This window comes from Leisingera sp. ANG-S5 (genome assembly GCF_000813925.1).
Taxonomy (GTDB): domain Bacteria; phylum Pseudomonadota; class Alphaproteobacteria; order Rhodobacterales; family Rhodobacteraceae; genus Leisingera.
Genome location: NZ_JWLH01000005.1, coordinates 380,394 through 401,694 on the forward strand (window position 1 = coordinate 380,394; position 21,301 = coordinate 401,694).

20 protein-coding genes are annotated in these 21,301 nt (G+C 62.6%); 15 read left to right on the forward strand and 5 right to left on the reverse strand.

The window, feature by feature from the left end; genetic code table 11:
* Positions 1 to 225 precede the first annotated feature (225 nt).
* The gene (locus RA25_RS10125) at positions 226 to 936 is read right to left on the reverse strand and encodes a uroporphyrinogen-III synthase (protein WP_241477388.1); all 711 of its coding nucleotides are present in this window, start codon (positions 934 to 936) and stop codon (positions 226 to 228) included.
* An 89-nt stretch (positions 937 to 1,025) separates the two neighbouring features.
* Here RA25_RS10125 and tsaD point away from each other — a divergent pair, with 89 nt between their 5' ends.
* From tsaD to RA25_RS10155, 6 genes are all read left to right on the forward strand, one after another.
* Positions 1,026 to 2,123: a tRNA (adenosine(37)-N6)-threonylcarbamoyltransferase complex transferase subunit TsaD gene (tsaD, locus tag RA25_RS10130; protein ID WP_039171992.1), complete on the forward strand. Its 1,098-nt coding sequence runs from the start codon at positions 1,026 to 1,028 to the stop codon at positions 2,121 to 2,123.
* Complete coding sequence (locus RA25_RS10135) at positions 2,120 to 3,082, forward strand: NAD(P)H-dependent glycerol-3-phosphate dehydrogenase (RefSeq protein ID WP_039171995.1); 963 nt, start codon at positions 2,120 to 2,122, stop codon at positions 3,080 to 3,082. The genes tsaD and RA25_RS10135 overlap by 4 nt, the downstream gene beginning before the upstream one ends.
* Position 3,083: 1 nt before the next feature.
* Entirely contained in the window at positions 3,084 to 3,356 is a 273-nt protein-coding gene (locus tag RA25_RS10140; RefSeq protein ID WP_019295350.1) for a YciI family protein, read from the forward strand.
* Complete coding sequence (locus RA25_RS10145; protein WP_039171999.1) at positions 3,356 to 3,778, forward strand: EVE domain-containing protein; 423 nt, start codon at positions 3,356 to 3,358, stop codon at positions 3,776 to 3,778. The genes RA25_RS10140 and RA25_RS10145 overlap by 1 nt, the downstream gene beginning before the upstream one ends.
* A 46-nt stretch (positions 3,779 to 3,824) precedes the next feature.
* Entirely contained in the window at positions 3,825 to 4,220 is a 396-nt protein-coding gene (locus tag RA25_RS10150; protein WP_039172350.1) for a DUF1761 domain-containing protein, read from the forward strand.
* A gap of 384 nt (positions 4,221 to 4,604) precedes the next feature.
* On the forward strand, positions 4,605 to 4,877 hold the full coding sequence (locus RA25_RS10155; protein WP_019295347.1) for a DUF4242 domain-containing protein: 273 nt from the start codon (positions 4,605 to 4,607) through the stop codon (positions 4,875 to 4,877).
* 66 nt (positions 4,878 to 4,943) lie between these two features.
* Here the strand turns inward: RA25_RS10155 and ahcY are convergent, their stop codons facing one another.
* Positions 4,944 to 6,332, reverse strand: a complete 1,389-nt coding sequence (gene ahcY, locus RA25_RS10160) for an adenosylhomocysteinase (RefSeq protein ID WP_019295346.1) — start codon at positions 6,330 to 6,332, stop codon at positions 4,944 to 4,946.
* Between the two features lie 151 nt (positions 6,333 to 6,483).
* Positions 6,484 to 6,798 (reverse strand): hypothetical protein, encoded by a 315-nt coding sequence (locus RA25_RS10165; RefSeq protein ID WP_019295345.1) that lies wholly within the window; start codon positions 6,796 to 6,798, stop codon positions 6,484 to 6,486.
* 229 nt (positions 6,799 to 7,027) lie between these two features.
* Between RA25_RS10165 and RA25_RS10170 the strand changes: the two genes are divergently transcribed.
* Positions 7,028 to 7,624: an HD domain-containing protein gene (locus RA25_RS10170; protein WP_019295344.1), complete on the forward strand. Its 597-nt coding sequence runs from the start codon at positions 7,028 to 7,030 to the stop codon at positions 7,622 to 7,624.
* Between the two features lie 337 nt (positions 7,625 to 7,961).
* On the opposite strand, the gene RA25_RS10175 is transcribed toward RA25_RS10170, so the two are convergent.
* A complete protein-coding gene (locus RA25_RS10175; protein WP_039172005.1) occupies positions 7,962 to 8,516 on the reverse strand; it encodes an ActR/PrrA/RegA family redox response regulator transcription factor in 555 nt (184 codons plus the stop codon).
* A 79-nt stretch (positions 8,517 to 8,595) separates the two neighbouring features.
* Positions 8,596 to 9,216, reverse strand: coding sequence for an SCO family protein (locus RA25_RS10180; protein WP_019295342.1), 621 nt, complete (start codon positions 9,214 to 9,216; stop codon positions 8,596 to 8,598).
* A 117-nt stretch (positions 9,217 to 9,333) separates the two neighbouring features.
* Between RA25_RS10180 and regB the strand changes: the two genes are divergently transcribed.
* The 8 genes from regB to trxA all read left to right on the forward strand — a co-directional run bounded on the left by regB (position 9,334) and on the right by trxA (position 21,234).
* On the forward strand, positions 9,334 to 10,728 hold the full coding sequence (regB, locus tag RA25_RS10185) for a sensor histidine kinase RegB (RefSeq protein WP_019295341.1): 1,395 nt from the start codon (positions 9,334 to 9,336) through the stop codon (positions 10,726 to 10,728).
* 89 nt (positions 10,729 to 10,817) lie between these two features.
* Positions 10,818 to 12,365, forward strand: a complete 1,548-nt coding sequence (locus RA25_RS10190) for a PAS-domain containing protein (protein ID WP_039172008.1) — start codon at positions 10,818 to 10,820, stop codon at positions 12,363 to 12,365.
* A 49-nt stretch (positions 12,366 to 12,414) separates the two neighbouring features.
* Positions 12,415 to 12,891: a tRNA (adenosine(37)-N6)-threonylcarbamoyltransferase complex ATPase subunit type 1 TsaE gene (tsaE, locus tag RA25_RS10195; protein ID WP_019295339.1), complete on the forward strand. Its 477-nt coding sequence runs from the start codon at positions 12,415 to 12,417 to the stop codon at positions 12,889 to 12,891.
* Positions 12,888 to 13,886 (forward strand): aminoglycoside phosphotransferase family protein, encoded by a 999-nt coding sequence (locus RA25_RS10200; protein ID WP_039172011.1) that lies wholly within the window; start codon positions 12,888 to 12,890, stop codon positions 13,884 to 13,886. The genes tsaE and RA25_RS10200 overlap by 4 nt, the downstream gene beginning before the upstream one ends.
* On the forward strand, positions 13,886 to 14,578 hold the full coding sequence (locus RA25_RS10205) for a nucleotidyltransferase family protein (protein WP_241477389.1): 693 nt from the start codon (positions 13,886 to 13,888) through the stop codon (positions 14,576 to 14,578). The genes RA25_RS10200 and RA25_RS10205 overlap by 1 nt, the downstream gene beginning before the upstream one ends.
* On the forward strand, positions 14,568 to 17,501 hold the full coding sequence (gene addB / locus RA25_RS10210) for a double-strand break repair protein AddB (protein WP_193747970.1): 2,934 nt from the start codon (positions 14,568 to 14,570) through the stop codon (positions 17,499 to 17,501). Before RA25_RS10205 ends, addB begins: the two co-directional genes overlap by 11 nt.
* Positions 17,498 to 20,851, forward strand: a complete 3,354-nt coding sequence (addA, locus tag RA25_RS10215) for a double-strand break repair helicase AddA (protein WP_039172013.1) — start codon at positions 17,498 to 17,500, stop codon at positions 20,849 to 20,851. Before addB ends, addA begins: the two co-directional genes overlap by 4 nt.
* A gap of 62 nt (positions 20,852 to 20,913) precedes the next feature.
* Entirely contained in the window at positions 20,914 to 21,234 is a 321-nt protein-coding gene (trxA, locus tag RA25_RS10220) for a thioredoxin (RefSeq protein ID WP_019295334.1), read from the forward strand.
* The last annotated feature ends 67 nt before the right edge of the window (positions 21,235 to 21,301 follow it).

Consider the following 21,301-nt stretch of genomic DNA (forward strand, 5'->3'; position numbering starts at 1 on the left):
GGTCTCGGTCTCGGTCTCGGAAACCGCAGACTCTACATCATCAGGGGCGTCAACAGACTCAGCACCGGTTTCCTGCGCCGCATCCTGTTCAGAGGTTTCTGCAGCGTCCTCGGCCGGTTTGTTTTCACCGGGGCCTGGCTCAATCACGTCTTCCGGATTTTTCTTGTCAGCCACGCCGGCCTCCCCCTCGATTCCTAAAATACATTCTTGCGAACACGCTGGACCCTACTCCGCGCGCCCCTTGCCCTCAAGCCGGGACAGCTGCGCTGCGGCATCAAGGACAGCCGCAGCCATGGCCGGTGCATCCGGTGCCTTACTTACGCGCAACACCTTGCAATTCAAGCCTTTCAACGGTTCAGCAACGGCCTGGCTAAGCGCAATCAGATGCAAATGCGGCGCGTCCCCGCACAGATTGGCAAAATGGCGCGCAGTCCTGGGTGAGAATAGCGGCACGATCACATCATTTTGCGCAGCAAGCGCAGCCTGCGCCTCCTCCGTCAGCGGCAAAAGCACCTGATCATACACGATTTGCTCCCCGCAGGGGAGGCCGCCATCCGTCAGAAGCTGGGCAATTTCCCCCCGCGCATGGGCACCGCGCAGATGCAAAAGCGGTGCCTCGGGGCGCTTTTGCAGCAGGGCAGCCGTCAGCTCTTCGGCGCATTGGCCCAGAAACTCCGCCTGCCAGCCCAGTTCTGCGGCGGTCTGCGCCGTGCGCTCCCCGACACAATAGGCAGGCAGCCGAACTGCCGTTTCACGTGAAGCGGCCTCAACTGCATTGGCGGAGGTGAAAACCACGCCCTTCACACTCTGCAAGTTTACCGGTGCCTGAACCGGCTGGATTTCCATCAGCGGAGTGTAGACCACATGCAGGCCCGCAAGCGCTTCGGCTGGCAGGCCGTCAGCAAACCGCTTTGCCGCGGCCAGCGGGCGTGTCATCAGCAAAGGCACCATAGCAAGGCTCCCGGGATTGTTTGCACCCCACTTCGGTGGTAGCCCCGGCAGCAGTTTGATGCAACGGTAAGGCCATGACAAAGACCCTGACAATCCTGGGGCTGGAGAGCAGCTGCGACGACACCGCCGCCGCCGTGGTGCGGCAGGCAGACGGCGGGAATCCCGAGGTTTTGTCTTCGGTTGTGTTCGGCCAGACCGAACTGCACAGCGCCTTTGGCGGCGTGGTGCCGGAAATCGCCGCCCGCGCCCACGCGGAAAAGCTGGACATCTGCGTCCGCGATGCGCTGGCAGAGGCGGGGCTGAGCCTGAAGGACATGGATGCGGTGGCGGTGACGGCCGGACCGGGGCTGATCGGCGGCGTGATGTCCGGCGTGATGTGCGCCAAGGGCATCGCTGCCGCAACCGGTCTGCCGCTGATTGGCGTGAACCATCTGGCGGGCCATGCGCTGACGCCGCGGCTGACGGACGGGATCATCTATCCCTACCTGATGCTGCTGGTTTCCGGCGGCCACTGCCAGTACCTGCTGGTCCGCGGGCCGGAGGATTTCACCCGGCTGGGCGGCACCATCGATGACGCACCGGGCGAGGCCTTTGACAAAACCGCCCGCCTTCTGGGGCTGCCTCAGCCCGGCGGTCCGGCGGTGCAGGCCGAGGCGGAAACGGGTGATCCCAAGCGGTTCCGTTTTCCCCGGCCCTTGCTCGACCGGCCGGATTGCAACCTGTCCTTTTCCGGCCTGAAAACCGCGCTGATGCGGATGCGGGATCAGATCGTGGCCGAGAAAGGCGGACTAACCCGCCAGGACCGTGCCGACCTCTGTGCCGGGTTTCAGGCTGCGGTGGTTGATACATTGGCAGAGAAAACCCGCCGCGCAATCCGTCTGTATCTGGAAGAGCAGCCAGCGCAGCCAACCGTCGCCGTGGCTGGCGGGGTGGCAGCAAACACAGCCATTCGGGCCGCGTTGGAGACCGTGTGTGCAGAGGCAGGCGCCGCCTTTACCGCCCCGCCGCTGCGGCTGTGCACGGACAATGCCGCGATGATCGCCTATGCGGGCCTTGAGCGGTTCAAGGCGGGTGCACGTGATGGTCTGGACCTGACCGCCCGCCCCCGCTGGCCGCTGGATCAGAGCAGCCCGGCATTGATCGGATCCGGCCGCAAAGGAGCCAAAGCATGAGCATTTCGGTACTGGGATCGGGCGCCTTTGGCACCGCCCTGGCAATTTCGCTGGCCGGCAACGGGCCGGTGACCCTGTGGGCGCGCAACGCGATGAAAGCCCAGGCGATGCAGGACAGCCGCCGCAACGGCACCCGCCTGCCCGGTGTGGAATTGCCGGAAAACCTCTCTGTCACCGCGGATATTGCCGAGGCCTGCCAGTCCGAAGTCTTGCTGCTGGCGGTGCCAATGCAGACGCTGCGCGGTGTGCTGGAGGAGTACGGCGCGCATCTGGCAGGAAAGACGCTTGTTGCCTGCTGCAAGGGGATTGAGCTGGACAGCGGGCTTGGCCCGGTGGCCGTTATCCGCGAGGTTTTGCCGGATGCGCAGGCCGCGCTGCTGACCGGGCCGAGCTTTGCGGCGGACATTGCAAGGGGCCTGCCAACTGCACTGACTTTGGCCTGCGGCGATGCGGAGGTGTGCAAAAAACTGCAGGAGCAGCTGACCACGGCCAACTTGCGCCTGTACCGGACCACAGACACCATTGGCGCGGAAATCGGCGGTGCCCTGAAGAACGTGATGGCGATTGCCTGCGGTGCGGTCATCGGCGCCGGGCTGGGCGACAGCGCCCGCGCTGCGCTGATGACCCGCGGTTATGCCGAAATGCAGCGCATGGCGCTGGCCGGCGGCTCCAAGCCGGAAACCTTGGCGGGATTGTCCGGCTTTGGCGACCTGGCGCTGACCTGTACCTCTGACCTGTCCAGGAACTACCGGCTGGGGCTGTCCATTGGCCGCGGAGAGGAGTTTGACCCTAGTGTCACGGTAGAAGGCGCAGCCACCGCGCGGGCGGTTGCGGCACAGGCCCAGCGGATGGGGCTGGATATGCCGGTCACGCTCACGGTAACCAATTTGGTAGATCAGCGCTTGACGATCAGCGAGGCTGCGGCACATTTGCTTAAAAGACCATTAAAAGAGGAATAAAATGCTCATCGCATTGATCGCCCGCGACAAACCCGGCCATCTGCAGACCCGGCTCGACAACCGTGACGCCCATCTGGCCTATATCAACGACACCGGCGCCGTGGCGCAGGCAGGTCCGCTGCTGGATCAGGATGGCAATATGGCCGGTTCCCTGGTTATTCTGGACGTCGAAGACATGGCAGCGGGTGAAGCCTGGGCGGCAAATGACCCCTACAACAAGGCCGGCCTGTTTGAAGCTGTCGAATTGATCACCTGGAAAAAGGTCATCGGCTGATGCGCTATTGGCTGTTCAAATCCGAACCCTCCACCTGGAGTTGGGATGACCAGATTGCCAAGGGTGACGCGGGCGAGGAATGGGACGGCGTGCGCAACTACCAGGCGCGCAACTTCATGCGCGAGATGAACATTGGCGACCGCGGCTTTTTCTATCATTCGCAGAAAGAGAAATCCGTGGTCGGCATCGTTGAGGTCTGCGCCGAAGCGCATCCCGACAGCACCACCGAAGACGACCGCTGGGAGTGCGTCGACATCAAGGCGGTGCGGGCCTTTGCCAAGCCGGTCAGCCTGGATCAGATCAAGGGTGACCCGCGGCTGGAGGACATGGTGCTGGTCAAAAACTCCCGCCTGTCGGTGCAGCCGGTGAGCGAGGCGGAATGGCAAGCCATCTGCGCGCTGGGGGAGACAGACCCCGCCTGATCTGCCACTCTGCTCTCAAATGGCTGAAACCATTGAGGAGAGCATCATGGAATTCCTGAGTGTGATTGTTGCGGCGGCAGCGGCATTTGTGCTGGGCGCCGTCTACTACGGCGCATTGGCCAAGCCCTGGATTGAGGCTTCCGGCGTTGAATGTGATGAAGACGGCAAGCCGAAGGGCGGGCAAAGCCCGATGATCTTTGCCATGGCCTTTGTGCTGCAGCTGATCGTTGCCGGCATGATGCGCCATGTGTTCAGCCTGTCAGGCATCGAAACCCTGGGCGCGGGGCTGATCGGCGGTGCCGGCATCGGCCTGTTCTTCATCAGCCCGTGGATTGCGCTCAACAATATGTACGGAATGCGGCCGGTGAAACTGACGCTGATCGATGGCGGCTATGCAACGCTGGCCTGTACGGCGGCTGGTCTGGCGCTGACGCTGTTCTAAGCTGCCACACATCTGAAATGAAAAAGGGAAGGACCTGAGGACAATCAGGACCTTCCCTTCCACCCCGCGTGCTCCACTATCCACCACACGCGTATGAAAATCTGGTTCCTGGCCGTCCTGGCCGGTTTCTTAGGTATAGGCCGCCTTGCGCCGATTCCGCAAAGCAATAACCCGGACAATGCGAGCTAAATCAGAACTGACGTGAATGCCGGCAGAGATTTTCACCTTCAGGTATTACCCGCTGAGCCGATCCCATCCTCCGGGACCAGAAATTCAAATCTCTCAATTGGGTTCCCGCCGCCTTTCGCAGCCAGAGCGGATGCCTTTCCGGACCAGGGACCTATATCGAGGCCTGCGTAACAGTGACACGGAGGAGGTTATCCTATGCAAAGGTTTCTCATCGAACGGGACATCCCGAAGGTCGGCAGCATGAGCGGTGAAGAACTTGGCGGCGCGGCGCGCACCTCCAATGACGCGCTGGCCAAACTGGCCCCCCGGGTTCAATGGCAGCACTCCTATGTTGCCGGCGACAAGACCTTCTGCATCTACCTGGCCGACTCCGAAGACGCGATACACGAGCATTCAAAGCTGAGCGGCTTTCCGGCCAGCAAAATCACCAGAATCGAAACTGTCATCGACCCCACCACCGGCAATTAGGGTCAGGTAAAGAAAAGCGCCGCCGGATTTCCCCGGCGGCGCTTTCTGGAGTTCTGCTTTTTCCGCTTAGTAGCGGTAATGCTCCGGCTTGAACGGGCCCTCCGGCTTGACGCCAATGTAGGCGGCCTGTTCGGAGCTCAGCTGGGTCAGCTTGACGCCGATCCGGCCCAGGTGCAGGCGGGCGACTTTCTCGTCCAGGTGCTTGGGCAGGATGTAGACGTCGTTTTCGTAGTGGTCGCCGCGGGTCCACAGCTCAATCTGCGCCAGCACCTGGTTGGTGAAGGACGCCGACATCACAAACGACGGGTGGCCGGTGGCGTTGCCGAGGTTCAGCAGGCGGCCTTCGGACAGCAGGATCATGCGGTTGCCCGAGGGCATTTCGATCATGTCCACCTGGTCCTTGATGTTGGTCCACTTGTGGTTCTTCAGCGCCGCAACCTGAATCTCGTTGTCGAAGTGGCCGATGTTGCCGACAATCGCCATGTCCTTCATCTCGCGCATGTGCTCGATGCGGATCACGTCCTTGTTGCCGGTGGTGGTGATGAAGATGTCGGCGGTGGCGACTTCATCTTCCAGCAGGGTCACTTCGAAACCGTCCATCGCAGCCTGCAGGGCGCAGATCGGGTCGGCTTCGGTGACTTTCACACGGGCGCCGGCGCCGCGCAGGGAGGCAGCGGAGCCTTTGCCGACGTCGCCATAACCGCAGACCACGGCAACCTTGCCGGCCATCATGGTGTCAGTGGCGCGGCGGATACCGTCAACCAGCGATTCCTTGCAGCCGTATTTGTTGTCGAACTTCGATTTGGTGACCGAGTCGTTCACGTTGATCGCCGGGAACGGCAACTGGCCGTTTTTCTGCAGCTCATACAGGCGGTGGACGCCGGTGGTGGTTTCCTCGGAAACACCCAGGATGGCATCGCGGGTCTTGGTGAACCAGCCGGGGGAGGCTTCCATGCGCTTCAGGATCTGCGCCTTGATGACCGCTTCTTCTTCGGACTGCGGCACCGGGATGATCTCTTCGCCCGCCTCGGCGCGGGCGCCCAGAAGCACATAAAGGGTGGCGTCGCCGCCGTCGTCCAGGATCAGGTTCGCGCCCTCGGGGAACATGAAGGATTTATCCAAGTAGTCCCAATGCTCTTCCAGGGTCTGGCCCTTGATCGCGAAGACCGGAATGCCGGCATCGGCGATGGCTGCCGCTGCATGATCCTGGGTCGAGAAGATGTTGCAGGAGGCCCAGCGCACATCCGCGCCCAGCGCCACCAGCGTTTCAATCAGAACCGCAGTCTGAATGGTCATATGCAGCGAACCGACGATGCGGGCGCCCTTCAGCGGCTTGCTTGCGCCGTATTCTTCGCGCAGCGCCATCAGGCCCGGCATTTCAGTTTCGGCGATGTCCAGCTCTTTGCGGCCAAAGCCTGCCAGCGCGATGTCCTTGACGATATAATCCCCGGCCATAGTCTGCTCCATTCCGGTTACGAGTACACTTGGTGCAGGGCCTAGCACTGCATTTGTTGATATTCAACGAAGATACCCGCAACCGGAGCCGGATGGCTCAGGCTTTTCATCAAGTGTCAGGCTGTAGGGGAAGCCCGTCAGGCAGCCAGTATCAGCTTGGCGTGCCCGGGTCCGGCGCTTTTTCCGCGATGTGGAAGAAGGAGGATCCGGTTGCGACAACGCAGCTGATCCCGTTTGCATGTGTAACGAGAACCGTAAAGGTGCCGGTTTCATCCGACGACCATACTTCAATCACTGTCGCTTCGGGGCGGCTTTTCTGCAGTCCGCCGGCCGTCAGCCGTTCGGAATATCCGCTTTCCAGCTTCTGCGTCATGACCTCGCGGTCGCCGCAGCTGGCGGCCAGGGCTGGCGGCGCTGTCGCTGCCATGCCGAACAACAGGGAAAGACCAAGTAAACGCTTGAACATGACAAACTCCTTTCTGTTGCGTGTCACGTCGCAAAGGGGTTTGCCGCGGGGAGGGGGCGGTGCCCCTTGTGTACTTATAATATTGGTTCGGGACGCACCTTTTTCAAACTCACAGGGCGTAAACTGCCCGTTTTCATCCGTGTTCGCGCAAACACTCAAACGATGGCAAGCATTGCCCGGGCAACGCGCAGAAGGTAGTCAGAGGGTGAATAGAGCGACAGGAATCCCCATGCCCGCCAAACCCGCCCGCGCCTGGCAGAGAATGCTGTCCGGCCGCCGTCTGGACCTGCTGGATCCGACACCCGTGGATATCGAGATCGAGGATATTGCCCACGGGCTGGCCTTTGTGGCGCGGTGGAACGGCCAGACGATGGGGGATTTTGCCTACTCAGTCGCAGAGCATTCATTGCTGGTTGAGGACATCTTCACCCGGATGCAGCCCAAGGCGCCGGTTAAATGGCGGCTGGCGGCACTGCTGCACGATGCGCCGGAATATGTGATCGGTGACATGATATCCCCTGTGAAGGCCGCAGTAGGACCGGGCTACGGCGATCTGGATCAGCGGCTGACGGCGGCGATTCACCTGCGGTTCGGGCTGCCGGCGGCGCTGCCCAAGACGGTCAAGGCGCAGATCAAGCGGGCAGACAAGGTCAGCGCCTGGATGGAAGCGGTGCAGATCGCGGGTTTTTCAGAGGCCGAAGCCAGCAAGTTCTTTGGCCGTCCGAATGCAGAGATTGCCAAGGGCCTGCTGATCCGCCTGCGCCCGCCGGTTGAGGTGCGGCAGGAGTTCATTGCCCGGCATCAGGCGCTGTTGCAGCAGATGTGAATGAAACGGGTTTTACCCAGCCAGGGCCGCTGCCCTGCCGGTGGTTCCAATCGGTATCCTGCTGGCTGTCCTGCGTAAGAGCGGAAGCAAGTTAAGGATGGCGGCGCCGCCAAGGGGCGGAGGCGGGACGGGAGGGTTACTCCCGCACGCGAAACGTCGTCTGTGCGTGCCCGTGCCAATGGGCCCAGTTCCAAAGTGCCGGGGGTGTCAGGCCCGGCGGTGACCGCGATCAATTGGAACTATGCCGCAGGCCGCTTAAGATCCCGTGAGACCAGCGTACGCAGGGTGCGCAACACCCTGCGTTGACGGGCAGAGCCCCGTGTCTGAAGTGGAAGGCTCAGCGCGGGCTGCGCTTGGCCAGGATCCGCTGCAGGGTGCGGCGGTGCATGTTCAGCCGGCGGGCGGTTTCCGAGACATTGCGGTCGCAGAGCTCATAGATCCGCTGGATATGCTCCCAGCGCACCCGGTCGGCGCTCATCGGGTTTTCCGGCGGCGGCGGCAGCTCATCACTGGTGGACAGCAGCGCATTCATGATGTCGGTGGCATCGGCCGGCTTGGACAGGTAGTCAGTCGCGCCGATCTTGACCGCCGCAACCGCTGTGGCGATGGCGCCGTAGCCGGTCAGCACGACAACCCGGCTGTCGGGGCGTTTCTCGCGCAGCACCTCGACCACATCCAGGCCGTTGCCGTCCTCCAGCCGCAGATCAACCACCGCATAGGCCGGCGGGCGAGCGGTTGCGATGGCGCTGCCTGCGGCGACGGATCCCGCAGTCTCTACCTCGAACCCGCGTTTTTCCATGGCCTTGGCCAGGCGCCGCAGAAACGGCTCGTCATCATCGACGAGCAGCAGTGTCTTGTCAGGTCCGATTTCCTGCAGATCAGTTTCGGCCATGCCCGGTCCTCCGCGCGGTTTTATCTATTGGCGCAAGAATATGTCCGGGCAGGGGAAAAGGTCAAACAGCTATCCTGCTTCAGATTTTCCCGACAAAGCAGGCGGTCTTGTCGGCCATCTGCTCTGCCGTTTCATCGCGGCGGAAGAACTCAACAAACCCTTCCTCGGGCAGCACCAGGTAGGAGAAGGTGGAATGGTCGACGAGATAGTAGTCCTCATCCCCTTCGTTCTTTTTGAAGTAGGTCTTGTAGGCCATGCTGGCCGCCTTCACCTGTTCCAGCGAACCGGTCAGGCCGATCATCTTTTCATGCAGGTTGGCGGCGAAATCGCCAACGGCTTCAGGGGTATCGCGGTCCGGGTCGATGGAGATGAACACCGGCGTCACGCTGACGCCGCGCTCAGCCAGAACGTCGATAGCATCAGCGTTGCGTGCTGCGTCCATCGGGCAGACGTCAGGACAGAAGGTGTAGCCGAAATAGACAATTGAAGGCTCCGTGATCACGTCCTTGTCGGTGACGGTTTCGCCCTTGGCATTGATCAGTTCGAACGGCCCGCCAATGGTTTCGGTGCCGCCTGCGATCTGGCTGCTGCGGCACTGCGCGAATTTGTCACCCCCGCTGCCTCCGCGGGTCAGAAACCAGGCACCGCCCACCAGGGCAGCGACAAAAGCAGCAGCTAGAAGAGCATAGACGCGGGTCATGGGATCACACTTTTCGTCAGGGAAGGGTTGTTGATCGTTTGCGGCGCCAGACCTATCAAGAAATACAGCCGATGCAACTGGCGCACGGCGTCACATCTGCGGGAGCACCGGAACCGGATGAACGACCGACTATTTATGCTGGCAAGCAGCCACGATCACAGTCATTGGGTCCGGCTGCGGACACTGATCCTGCTGCGCTGGGTCGCCATTGCCGGGCAGATCACCGCCATTGCTGTGGCGCAGCACCGGTTCAACCTGCAGCTGGAACTGGGGCTCTGTTACCTGGCGATCGGCATCTCCGCCGCCGGCAATTTGATTGCCATCTTTGCCTTCCCGGAAAACAAGCGGCTCAGCGAGTTCGAGAACTTCCTGATGGTGCTGTTCGACCTGCTGCAGCTGGCTTTCCTTGTTTACCTGACCGGCGGGCTGAACAATCCCTTTGCCCTGCTGGTGCTGGGGCCGGTTACGATTTCCGCCGCGGTGATGGGCCTGCGCTCGACCCTGATCATCGGGGCAACGGCCATTATCCTGGTCACGCTGATGGCCGAGTTTCACCTGCCGCTGCGGACCGAGCAGGGATTTATCCTACGGATCCCGGATGTGTTCATCTTCGGCAACTGGATCGCCATCGTCATCGCCATCCTCTTCATCGGTGCCTATTCCTTCCGGGTCAGCAACGAGATGCGGCTGATGTCGGACGCGCTGAGCGCCACCCAGCTGGCCTTGTCGCGCGAACAGAAGCTGACCGATCTGGGCGGCGTGGTGGCAGCGGCAGCGCATGAGCTGGGCACACCGCTGGCCACCATCAAGCTGACCAGTGCCGAGCTGATCGAGGAGCTGGACGACCGCCCGGACCTGCGCGAGGACGCCGCGCTGATCCGCGAACAGGCCGACCGCTGCCGGGACATCCTGCGCGGTATGGGCCGGGCCGGCAAAGACGACCTGCACCTGCGCCAGGCCCCTTTCTCGACACTGGTGACAGAAGCGGCAGAGCCGCATATGCACCGCGGCAAAGCAGTTCTCTACCATGAGGAGCCGCTGGAAGGCGGCGATTTTCAGCAGCCGACGGTGCTGCGCAAACCGGAGATCATTCACGGGCTGCGCAATCTGGTTCAGAATGCCGTCGATTTCTCGCAGTCCACTGTCTGGATTGATGCGGCATGGGACAACGACCGCATCGTCCTGAAGATCAGCGACGACGGTTCGGGTTTCCCTCCGCATTTGCTGGGCCGCATAGGCGACCCTTTTGTGCGCCGCCGCCGGGGCGAAAGCGAACTGAAGCAGCGCCCGGAGTACGAGGGCATGGGGCTGGGCCTGTTCATTGCCAAGACGCTGCTGCAGCGCACAGGCGCACAGCTGAGATTCGCCAACGGCTCTGACCCCCACCAGACCATTTCCCCCGGCATTGAACAGACGGGCGCCATTGTCGAGGTTGCCTGGCCACGCGAGAAAATCGACGCCATGGAAGCAGGAGGCCCTGTCACCGGCAAAAATTTACCTTTAGAAATTTAACTATTCACTTTTGGGAAACCAATTAAACTTCATTTAACCATTTTTAGGGAACCATGCGGGTAAACGAGAGCTGAACTAGGCAGGAAGACATGCAGGATTTCGCGTCGATCGAATGGTTTGTACTGGCCGCGCTATGCGCTGCCACGGCTGCCGCCGCAGTTTGGTGGCTGTCCCCCTCCCCCCGCCGCAGTGGCATGGAGCACGATCTGCTGGCCGCCGATGGCCGGACTGATGCCGTGTTCCTGTTCGATGACAGCAGCCTGATCGGCTGGTCTTCCGGGGCCCGCAAATTTATCGGCGACCAAGCGGAGAACTTTGATTGGAGCATGCTGCGCGACCAGCTGGCCCGCAGCTATCCTGGCCTGCCGCAGTCGCCTGGTTTTCTCAAGGATGTGGGGCCGCTGGTGCTGTCCGGCACCGCCGCCGCTGAAAGCCGCGAAGCACATTGCGAATGGATTGATGGTGTGACCCGCGTTCAGCTGCGCCGCAGCACCTTGGAAGAACACAATAAATCCCTGGATCAAGAGCTGACCACCCTGCGGGCCGCGGTGCATCAGGCGCCCTATCCGGTCTGGCTTCAGTCGGAAGAAGGCAATGTTACCTGGTCCAACCTGGCCTATGACAATCTCGGCCAGAAGATTCGCGGCCGCAGCGCAGATTTTTCTGATCCTCTGTTCGTGGATCTCCATGATCCGATGACCAGCGGCAAACCGGAACGGATTTCCATCCCGCTGCCGGAAAGCACCAAGAAGCTGTGGTACAACGTCTCAACCACCGAAACCGAGGCCGGCTGGCTGTGCCACGCGGTCGATGTGAACGCGGTGGTCGACGCCGAGGTTGCCCAGCGCAATTTTGTGCAGACGCTGGCCAAGACCTTTGCCCAGCTGTCCATTGGCCTGGCGATCTTTGACCGCAACCGCCAGCTGGTTCTGTTCAATCCGGTGCTGATCGACCTGACCGCGCTGCCGGCAAACTTCCTGAGCTCGCGGCCCAACCTGCTGACCTTCTTTGACCGGCTGCGCGATCAGCGGATGATGCCGGAACCCAAGAGCTACTCCAGCTGGCGCCACCAGATGGCGGACCTGCTGGAGGCTGCCGCCGAGGGGCGTTACCAGGAAACCTGGTCGCTGCCTTCAGGGTCTGTCTACAAGGTCTCGGGCCGGCCGCATCCGGATGGCGCCATCGCCTTCCTGTTCGAGGATATCACCGCCGAAGTCACCCTTACCCGCCAGTTCCGCTCTGAGCTGGAAATGGGGCAATCAATCCTGGATCAGATGGACGAAGCCATCGCGGTGTTCGCCAATGACGGCAGCATGAGCTTTTCAAACAGCGCGTATGACACCCTTTGGCAGATGGACCCGGACTCCAGCTTTGCCAAAGTGTCTATCATGGATGCCAGCCGCATCTGGCAGGACATCTGTTCGCCGACCCCTGTCTGGGGCGAGATCCGTGACTTCGTGGCAGGCTGCGAAGGGCGCGAGGCCTGGTGGTCCCATGTTCAGCTGCGCGACGGCACCGGGTTGGTCTGCAAAGTGTCCGCTATACAGAACGGTGCCACCATGGTCAGCTTCCGCAAGCCTGAAACCGCTGCTCTGCCGGCTGGCCAGGAACGGTTCCCCGCCTCAAGCAAGGGCTGAGCGGGGAAACCCGCTTGCAGCAGCACCGCGGCGGCGCCATTCTAGCGCCATGACATTTGAAACTGCGTCCTGCACGCTGAATTCACCTGATGAAACGGCCCAGCTGGCCGCCAAGATCGCCGGAGCACTGCGCCCCGGCGATTGCCTGTTGCTGGAGGGTGTTATCGGCGCCGGAAAGACCCATTTTGCCCGCCATCTGATACAGTCGCTGATGGACGTTCCCGAGGATGTGCCCTCGCCCACTTTTACATTGGTGCAGACTTATGACGTGCCCGCCGGCGAGTTGTGGCACACCGACCTTTACCGTTTGTCCTCTTTGGACGAACTGGAGGAACTGGGCCTGACCGAAGCCTTTGACAGTGCGATCTGCCTGGTTGAGTGGCCTGACCGGCTGCAGGAACTGACTCCGCCGCACGCCTTGCATCTGACGCTGGCCCTGGATGCCGAACACGAAGACCGCCGCCACCTGACGCTCCGCTGGAGTGACGCAAAGTGGCAGCCCCTTATGGAGCGCATTTGCGCATGAGCGACCGTAATTCCCTGTGCGAGAGTTTTCTTTCGCAAACACCCTATGCCAACTGGCAGCGCGGCCCGCTTGCCGGCGATGCCTCCAACCGGCGTTATGAGCGGCTGACTAGCGCTGAAGGCCAGACTGTTGTGCTGATGGACGCGCCGCCGGAAAAAGGCGAGGACATCCGGCCTTTTGTCCGCATTGCAGACTACCTGCGTGCCCAGGGCCTCAGCGCTCCTGAAATTCTGGCGCAGGATCCCGAAAACGGGTTTCTGCTATTGGAGGATCTGGGCGACGATCTTTATGCCCGCATCATCGAACGCGAGCCGGTGCTGGAAAGAGAGCTTTATGAAGCTGCGACCGACGCGCTGGTTGCCCTTCATCAGGCGCCGATGCCGGAATTGGAGTCCTACGGGCCGCGGCTGATGGCGGAAATGGCCGGGCTGGCATTTTCGAAATACCGCGCCGGCATTCTTGGTGAAGGCGACGCGGATCTGCAGGCCCGGTTCGAAAACCAGTTCGAGGACATCCTGCGCGAAACAGTCAAGGGCGATCCGGTCCTGGTGCAGCGCGACTACCACGCCGAAAACCTGCTGTGGCTGCCGGACCGGGATGGTGTCGCCCGTGTCGGCCTGCTGGATTTTCAGGACGCACGCGCGGGCCACCCGGCCTATGATCTTGTGTCGCTCCTGCAGGACGCCCGACGCGACGTGCCCGCCGGTATCGAAATGCAGATGGTGAACCGTTACATAGACGGTGCCGGGATGGATGATTCAGGCTTCCGTACCGCCTATACGGTGCTGGGCGTGCAGCGGAACCTGCGGATTCTGGGTGTTTTTGCGCGGCTCTGCCACGACTACGGAAAGCCGCATTACGTGGACCTGATTCCGCGGGTCTGGGACCACCTCATCCGCGGCCTGGAGCACTCCGCACTGGCACCTGTGGCAAACCTGCTGCGAGACAGCCTGCCCGCTCCGACGCCCGAAAATCTCGAAAAGCTGAGGCCCTGATGCAGCGTTGCCCCGAAGCTGTCATGCTGTTTGCCGCTGGGTTCGGCACTCGGATGCGGGAGCTGACCCGCGACAAGCCGAAACCAATGATCCAAGTGGCCGGCCGGCCGCTGATTGCTCATGCTCTGGACTTGGCCAAGGCAGTTCAGCCTGTCCGGATTGCGGCCAATGTGCATTACAAACCTGAGCCTCTGAAAGCCTTTTTAGAGCCTGAAAGCGTGCTGATCAGCCATGAAGCACCTGAAATTCTCGATACCGGCGGCGGGTTGCGCCATGCCCTGCCTCTGCTGGGCAGCGGCCCGGTTTTCACCATGAACACGGATGCCATCTGGAAAGGCCCGAACCCGCTGCAATTGGCGCAAAAGGCCTGGGACCCGGACCGGATGGATGCGCTTTTGGTCTGTGTGCCGCTTGCGAATGCCATCGGCCGCAGTGGCCAGGGCGACTTTTCAGCCGATGCCGAGGGCCGTATCAGCCGCGGCGGAAATCTGGTCTATGGCGGGGTGCAGATCCTGAAAACACAAGGGCTGCAGGACGTTGAGGAGCAGGTGTTCTCGCTTAATGTCCTGTGGAACCGGATGGCTGCAGCCGGACGGCTGTTTGCACTGGAATATCCTGGCCGCTGGTGCGATGTGGGCCATCCCGAAGGGATCAAGCTGGCCGAGGACCTGATTGCCGCAGATGATGTTTGAACCGTCCGCCAAACCGCGCGTCTTTGCCGTGCCCTGCGGCGTGGATTTCCCGCAGGCGCTGGTCGAGGGACTGCGTGAGCGCGCCCGGAAGCTGCCGCCGGAAGCACTGGCCAGGGCAGAGCTGATCGTCAACACCTCCCGCATGGCGCGGCGTATCCGCAGCCTGTTTGACGACGGCCCCGCGATGCTGCTGCCGCGCATGCTGATGCTGACCGACCTGGCGCAGCGGGCTGCATTGGACGGGTTGCCGCCCGCCCTGCCCCCGCTGCGGCGCCGGCTGGAGCTGTCGCAGCTGATTACCAAGCTGCTGGATGCACAGCCCGACCTTGCCTCCCGCGCGTCACTTTATGATCTCTCTGACAGCCTCGCGGCGCTGATTGACGAGATGCAGGGCGAAGGTGTCAGCACGGATGCCATCCGGGAACTGGACGTTTCGGACATGTCCGGCCACTGGGCACGGGCGCAGGCCTTCATCGGCATCGCGGATGAATTCACCGGCCTGCATGAGGGCGCGATGGACGCACAGGCGCGGCAGCGGCAGGTGGTGCTGAACCTGATTGAGGAATGGCAGGAAAACCCGCCTGCCCACCCGGTCATTCTGGCCGGCTCCACCGGGTCGCGCGGCACCACCTTGATGCTGATGCAGGCCATTGCCCGCCTGCCGCAGGGCGCCGTGGTGCTGCCCGGTTTCGATTTCGACCAGCCGGATCATGTCTGGGGCGGGCTGGATGACCCGATGATCTCGGAAGATCACCCGCAGTACAGGTTTCACAAGCTGATGAAGGACCTGGAACTGGCCCCGGGCGACGTGCAGCCTTGGACCGATACGCGGCCGGTCTCTCCCGAACGGAACCGGCTGGTCTCGCTGGCCTTGCGCCCGGCCCCGGTGACCGACGCCTGGATGAGCGAAGGCCCCAAGCTGACCGGATTGGACAAGGCCACCGAAAACGTCACCCTGGTTGAGGCTCCCAGCCCCCGTGCTGAGGCGCTGGCGATTGCGCTGCGCTTGCGTCAGGCGGCAGAGGACGGCCAGACCGCTGCGCTGATCACGCCTGACCGGATGCTGACACGCCAGGTTTCCGCCGCGCTGGACCGCTGGAACATCCTGCCGGATGATTCCGCCGGCCTGCCGCTGCAGCTGTCGCCACCAGGCCGGTTTCTGCGCCATGTGGCAGGGCTGTTCTGCAAGCCGCTGGCCTGTGACAGCCTGCTGACGCTGCTGAAGCACCCGCTGACCCATGACGGTGCGGACCGCGGCAATCACCTGCGCCAGACCCGCGAATTGGAACTGTCGCTGCGCCGCAACGGACCGCCCTTCCCCGATGCCGCGGCCTTTGCCAGCTTTGAAAAGGGCCGTCAGCTGACACAGGGCTGGACCGGCTGGTTGAGCGCCTGTTTCGCGGATCAGGAGATCGCCGGCACCCTGCCCCTGACCGATTGGGTCGAACGGCTGCGCGATCTGGCCGAGCGTATCGCTGCCGGCAGCCAAACGGACGGCGCCGGCACGCTGTGGGACAAGAAGGCGGGCCAAGCCGCCCTCGCCTGTATCGAAAATCTGGAGAGTGAGGCCCCCTATGGCGGCGAGATGACCGCCCGCGATTTTGCCGACCTGCTGGGCGCGCTGCTGAGCCAGGGTGAAGTGCGCGACCGCGATGCGCCATATGGCTCTATCATGATCTGGGGCACGCTGGAGGCGCGTGTGCAGGGCGCCGATCTGGTCATTCTGGGCGGCCTGAACGAAGGCAGCTGGCCTGAGGCCGCCAGTCCCGATCCCTGGCTGAACCGCCAGTTGCGCAATCAGGCAGGTCTGTTGCTGCCCGAACGCCGCATCGGCCTGTCGGCGCATGACTTCCAGCAGGCAATTGCCGCAACTGAGGTCTGGCTGACCCGCGCCGAACGGTCAGAGGAAGCCGACACCGTACCGTCACGCTGGCTGAACCGCCTGTCCAACCTGCTGTCCGGCCTGCCGGACCAGGGCGGCCGGGATGCGCTGGACGCGATGCGAGCCAAAGGCCGGCAATGGCTGGGCTGGGCAGACGCGCTGGAGGAGCCTACGCCCATTCCGCAGATGCCGCGTCCCTCGCCGCGTCCGCCGGTTGCGGCCCGCCCGCGGCGCCTGACCATTACGGAAATTCCGCGGCTGATCCGCGACCCTTATGCGATTTACGCCAAACATGTGCTGCGGCTGAAGCCGCTGAACCCGCTGGTGCAGGAACCCGACGCCCTGCTGCGCGGGATTGTGGTGCATGAGGTATTTGAGCATTTCATCAAGGAAGCCCAGGCGGATCCAAGCCTGCTGACTGCCAGCCAGCTGATCGAAAAGACCCGGGAGCTGCTGGATGCCCATGTGCCTTGGCCCGTTGCCCGTATCCTGTGGCACAGCCGCATCCGCAAGATTGCCGGCGACTTTGTGCTGGCAGAACAGGAACGCCAGGCCCGCGCCAAACCTGTTGCCTTTGAAGCCAAGGGCAGCGCCCGGCTGGATCCGCTGGATTTCACCATCGCCTGCCGCGCCGACCGGATCGACATGGATGAGCGCGGTTTCCTGCATCTGTATGACTACAAGACCGGCGCGCCGCCCAGCGAGTCCCAGCAGAAGAAGTTTGAAAAGCAGCTGCTGATCGAGGCCGCCATGGCTGAGGAAGGCGCCTTTGACGATCTTGGCCCGGCGGAGGTTGCCCGCGCCCTGTTCATTGGCCTTGGCTCCAGCATGAAAGAAGTGCGCGCACCGCTCAAGGACGAGCCGCCCGCCAAGGTCTGGGATGAGCTGCGTACCCTTATCGGGGCCTATTTCGAGCCTGAACAGGGCTACTCGAGCCGCCGCATGGTGTATCGGGATGACATCGCCGGCGACTACGACCACCTGGCGCGCTACGGCGAATGGGACCGCAGCGCCGAACCGCAACCGGAGGATCTGGCATGACCATCCGCGACGCCGCCTCTGAGGCGCAGTTCCGCGCCGCCCGGCCCGATGCCTCCACCTGGCTGGCGGCAAATGCCGGCTCCGGCAAGACCAAGGTGCTGACCGACCGGGTGGCCCGGCTGCTGCTGAAGGGCGTGCAGCCGCAGCACATCCTGTGCCTCACCTATACCAAGGCCGCCGCCAGCGAGATGCAGAACCGGCTGTTCAAGCGGTTGGGCGAATGGGCGATGCTGGAAGATCCGGCGCTGATCGCAGCGCTGACCGAATTGGGAGAGGTCAACACTGCGGCTGAGGATCTGGCCAAGGCGCGCACCCTGTTTGCCCGCGCGATTGAGACGCCGGGCGGGCTGAAGATCCAGACCATCCACTCCTTCTGTTCGTCTCTGCTGCGCCGCTTCCCGCTGGAGGCCGGCGTCAGCCCGCAGTTTTCCGAAATGGACGACCGTGCGGGCCAGCTTTTGCGGGCGGAGATCATGGAGGATTTTGCGCAAGGCGCTGATGCCCCGCTGGTCGATGCCCTCGCGCGGCATGTGAGCGACAGCGACTTCGAAACACTCACTTCCTCAATTTGCAATCGCCGGGCCGACTTCGGAGAGACGCTGGACTGGGACGGGCTGCTGGACCTGTTTGGCCTTCCCAAAGGTTTCGATGAAACAGCGCTTGAATCGCTGGTGTTTCTGGGCGGCGAGGAAGAGCTGCTGCAGCGTACCCGGGAGATGCTGGGACAGGGCGGGTCAACCGACCAGAAAGCAGCGGAGAAACTGGCGGGGATTACTAAACCGGCAATCGCCGATCTTGGCGCGCTCGAAAGCGTGTTCCTGACCGGCGCCGGCGCCAAGGAGCCTTTCACCGCCAAAATAGACAAGTTCCCAACCAAGAAACTGCGCGAATCCCACCTGTCGCTGATGGACCAGCTGGAACCGCTGATGCTGCGGGTTGAGGACGCGCGCGCCAAACGTCTGGCGCTGACTGCCGCGCGCAAGAGCCACGACCTGCACCGCTTCGCAGCCGCCTTCCTGCCGGAATATGAACGGCGCAAGCAACTGCGCGGCTGGCTCGACTTTGACGACCTTATCCTGAAAGCCCGGCAACTGCTGAACGATCCCGGCGTGGCTGCCTGGGTGCTGTACCGGCTGGACGGCGGCATCGACCACATTCTGGTGGACGAGGCACAGGACACCAGCCCGGTGCAATGGGACGTGATCGAAAAACTCGCGCAGGAATTCACTGCCGGCGAGGGCGCGCGCTCGGACGTGGAGCGCACCATCTTTGTGGTCGGTGACAAGAAGCAGTCGATCTATTCGTTCCAGGGCGCTGACCCGGATGCGTTTGACCGGATGCAGCAGGAGTTCGGCAACCGGCTGGCGGAAACCGGAGCAGGGCTGCAGGATGCCTCGCTCGATTTCTCCTTCCGTTCCTCTGCGGCAATCCTGAAGCTGGTCGATCTGGTGTTCAAGGACAGCCCGCGCGCCGGTTTCCGCAAGGACGCGCTGCATAGGGCCTTCAAGTCGGACCTGCCAGGCCGGGTGGACCTGTGGCCGGTGGTAGAAAAGGTGGAGGATGACGAGGATCCCGATTGGACCAGCCCCGTCGACCGCCCCAGCAGCCGCCATCACACGGTGATTCTGGCAGAACGGATTGCCGGGTCGATCAAGCAGATGATTGAAACCGGCGTCACCATTCCGGAGGATGGGCCCGAACGCGGCACCTTTCAGCGCCGTCCGGTGCAGGCCGGCGATTTCCTGATCCTGGTGCAGCGCCGCTCCGATCTGTTCTCGGAAATCATCCGCGCCTGCAAGAAGGCTGAACTGCCTATCGCCGGCGCTGACCGGCTGAAGGTCGGTGCGGAGCTGGCGGTCAAGGACATTGCCGCGCTGCTGCGGTTCCTGGCGCTGCCGGAAGACTCATTGTCCTTGGCGGAAGCGTTGAAATCGCCGCTGTTCGGCTGGACCGAGCAGGCGTTGTTTGATCTCGCGCACCGGCGGGAGGCGATGTACCTGTGGCCCGCGCTGCGGGAGCGGGCACAGGAGTTCCCGGAGACCATGGCGGTGCTGGATGACCTGCGCGCCAATGCGGATTTCCTGCGGCCCTTTGATCTGATTGAGCGTATCCTGACCCGCCACGGCGGCCGCCAGAAACTGCTGGGCAGGCTGGGGCCGGAAGCGGAAGACGGCATCAACGCGCTGCTGTCGCAGGCTCTGGCGTATGAGCGCACCGATGTGCCCAGCCTCACCGGGTTTCTGGTCTGGATGCAGACCGATGATCTGGAGATCAAACGCCAGATGGGCGCGGCCGGCAATATGATCCGGGTGATGTCGGTGCATGGATCCAAAGGTCTGGAGGCGCCGATCGTGATCCTGCCGGACACCGCCAAACGCCAGGCCCCGCGGGACGCGGAGATCATGCTGGCCGAAGGCACACCTGTCTGGAAGCTGCCCAAGGACCAGATGCCTGCTGCTATGCTGGCGGCCCGTGAAGCTGCCCAGGAAAAGCTGCAGAATGAACGCCTGCGGCTGCTCTATGTGGCTCTGACCCGGGCGGAAAAGTGGCTGATTGTCGCTGCCGCGGGCGACGCGGGCGAACAAGGCGACAGCTGGTACCGCATGACAGAGGGCGCCTTGCGCGAGGGTGGCGCAGTGGAGTTCGACTGTCCCGGCGGGGCAGGATTACGCCTGCAGCACGGGGATTGGGACGGGCTGCCACGGATTGAAAAGCCGGTGGGGGAAGTCCTGAAATACAGCTTGCCGGAGGTTTTTTCCCGCGCGGCCGGAGCCTATGAGGCGCCGGCGCCGGCGCTCAGCCCCTCTGACCTGGGCGGGGCGAAGGCCTTGCCAGGTGACCTGGGCCTGGATGAGGAAGCCGCCAAGGCTCGCGGCAGCCGGCTGCACCTGCTGCTGGAGCACCTGCCGGGCCGGCCTGAAGACCACTGGCCGCAGCTTGCCGGCAACCTTCTGCAGGAAGCCGAGGATATTGCAGAGCTGCTCGCCGAGGCGTCCGGCGTTCTGAAAAACGCCGGCTTGTCCCATATTTTCGCCCCTGAAACCCTGGCCGAAGTGCCCATCACCGCCGACCTGAACGGAGGCCGTCTGCATGGCATCATAGACCGCCTGATCGTCACACCTGACAGGGTTCTGGCGGTGGACTTCAAATCCAATGCCACCGTACCGGAAGTGCCGGAACAATGCCCCGAAGGTTTGCTGCGCCAGATGGGTGCCTATGCCCATGCGCTGGCACAGATTTACCCGGGCCGCACTATCGAAACCGCGCTTCTTTGGACCCGAACGGCCACGCTGATGCCGCTGCCGCACGAACTTGTGACAGCGGCGCTGATGCGGCGTCTGGAACCTTGACGATCCGTTAAGCCGTACATAGGTTCCAACTCCAGTTGCCACACACTCATGGAGACATGCATATGTCCACCGTAGCCGTCACCGACGCCACCTTTGACGCCGAAGTCAAGAACTCCGATATCCCCGTTGTGGTGGATTTCTGGGCCGAGTGGTGCGGTCCCTGCAAACAGATTGGCCCGGCTCTGGAAGAGCTGGCCGCGGAATTCGGCGGCAAGGTGAAAATCGCCAAGGTCGACGTTGACAGCAACCCGAACTCCGCAGCCGCCATGGGCGTGCGCGGCATTCCGGCGTTGTTCATCTTCAAGGACGGCCAGGTGATCTCCAACCGTGCCGGCGCCGCCCCCAAGGCCGCGCTGCAGAGCTGGATCGAAGAGTCGATCTGAGCCGGATCCAAACCGGATTTCCTAGGGCTGTCCCCACGGGGACGGCCCTTTTTTGTTTTGAGCGCTG

Excerpts from the sequence above, each read along its gene's own strand:
- RA25_RS10135 (WP_039171995.1), top strand. The coding sequence starts at position 2,120 with ATGAGCATTTCGGTACTGGGATCGGGCGCCTTTGGCACCGCCCTGGCA.
- tsaE (WP_019295339.1), top strand. The coding sequence starts at position 12,415 with ATGACATTTGAAACTGCGTCCTGCACGCTGAATTCACCTGATGAAACG.
- RA25_RS10155 (WP_019295347.1), top strand. The coding sequence starts at position 4,605 with ATGCAAAGGTTTCTCATCGAACGGGACATCCCGAAGGTCGGCAGCATG.
- RA25_RS10140 (WP_019295350.1), top strand. The coding sequence starts at position 3,084 with ATGCTCATCGCATTGATCGCCCGCGACAAACCCGGCCATCTGCAGACC.
- ahcY (WP_019295346.1), bottom strand. The coding sequence starts at position 6,332 with ATGGCCGGGGATTATATCGTCAAGGACATCGCGCTGGCAGGCTTTGGC.
- RA25_RS10180 (WP_019295342.1), bottom strand. The coding sequence starts at position 9,216 with ATGACCCGCGTCTATGCTCTTCTAGCTGCTGCTTTTGTCGCTGCCCTG.
- trxA (WP_019295334.1), top strand. The coding sequence starts at position 20,914 with ATGTCCACCGTAGCCGTCACCGACGCCACCTTTGACGCCGAAGTCAAG.
- RA25_RS10145 (WP_039171999.1), top strand. The coding sequence starts at position 3,356 with ATGCGCTATTGGCTGTTCAAATCCGAACCCTCCACCTGGAGTTGGGAT.
- addA (WP_039172013.1), top strand. The coding sequence starts at position 17,498 with ATGACCATCCGCGACGCCGCCTCTGAGGCGCAGTTCCGCGCCGCCCGG.
- RA25_RS10175 (WP_039172005.1), bottom strand. The coding sequence starts at position 8,516 with ATGGCCGAAACTGATCTGCAGGAAATCGGACCTGACAAGACACTGCTG.
- RA25_RS10200 (WP_039172011.1), top strand. The coding sequence starts at position 12,888 with ATGAGCGACCGTAATTCCCTGTGCGAGAGTTTTCTTTCGCAAACACCC.
- RA25_RS10170 (WP_019295344.1), top strand. The coding sequence starts at position 7,028 with ATGCCCGCCAAACCCGCCCGCGCCTGGCAGAGAATGCTGTCCGGCCGC.
- RA25_RS10190 (WP_039172008.1), top strand. The coding sequence starts at position 10,818 with ATGCAGGATTTCGCGTCGATCGAATGGTTTGTACTGGCCGCGCTATGC.
- RA25_RS10165 (WP_019295345.1), bottom strand. The coding sequence starts at position 6,798 with ATGTTCAAGCGTTTACTTGGTCTTTCCCTGTTGTTCGGCATGGCAGCG.
- RA25_RS10150 (WP_039172350.1), top strand. The coding sequence starts at position 3,825 with ATGGAATTCCTGAGTGTGATTGTTGCGGCGGCAGCGGCATTTGTGCTG.
- tsaD (WP_039171992.1), top strand. The coding sequence starts at position 1,026 with ATGACAAAGACCCTGACAATCCTGGGGCTGGAGAGCAGCTGCGACGAC.
- regB (WP_019295341.1), top strand. The coding sequence starts at position 9,334 with ATGAACGACCGACTATTTATGCTGGCAAGCAGCCACGATCACAGTCAT.
- RA25_RS10125 (WP_241477388.1), bottom strand. The coding sequence starts at position 936 with ATGACACGCCCGCTGGCCGCGGCAAAGCGGTTTGCTGACGGCCTGCCA.
- RA25_RS10205 (WP_241477389.1), top strand. The coding sequence starts at position 13,886 with ATGCAGCGTTGCCCCGAAGCTGTCATGCTGTTTGCCGCTGGGTTCGGC.
- addB (WP_193747970.1), top strand. The coding sequence starts at position 14,568 with ATGATGTTTGAACCGTCCGCCAAACCGCGCGTCTTTGCCGTGCCCTGC.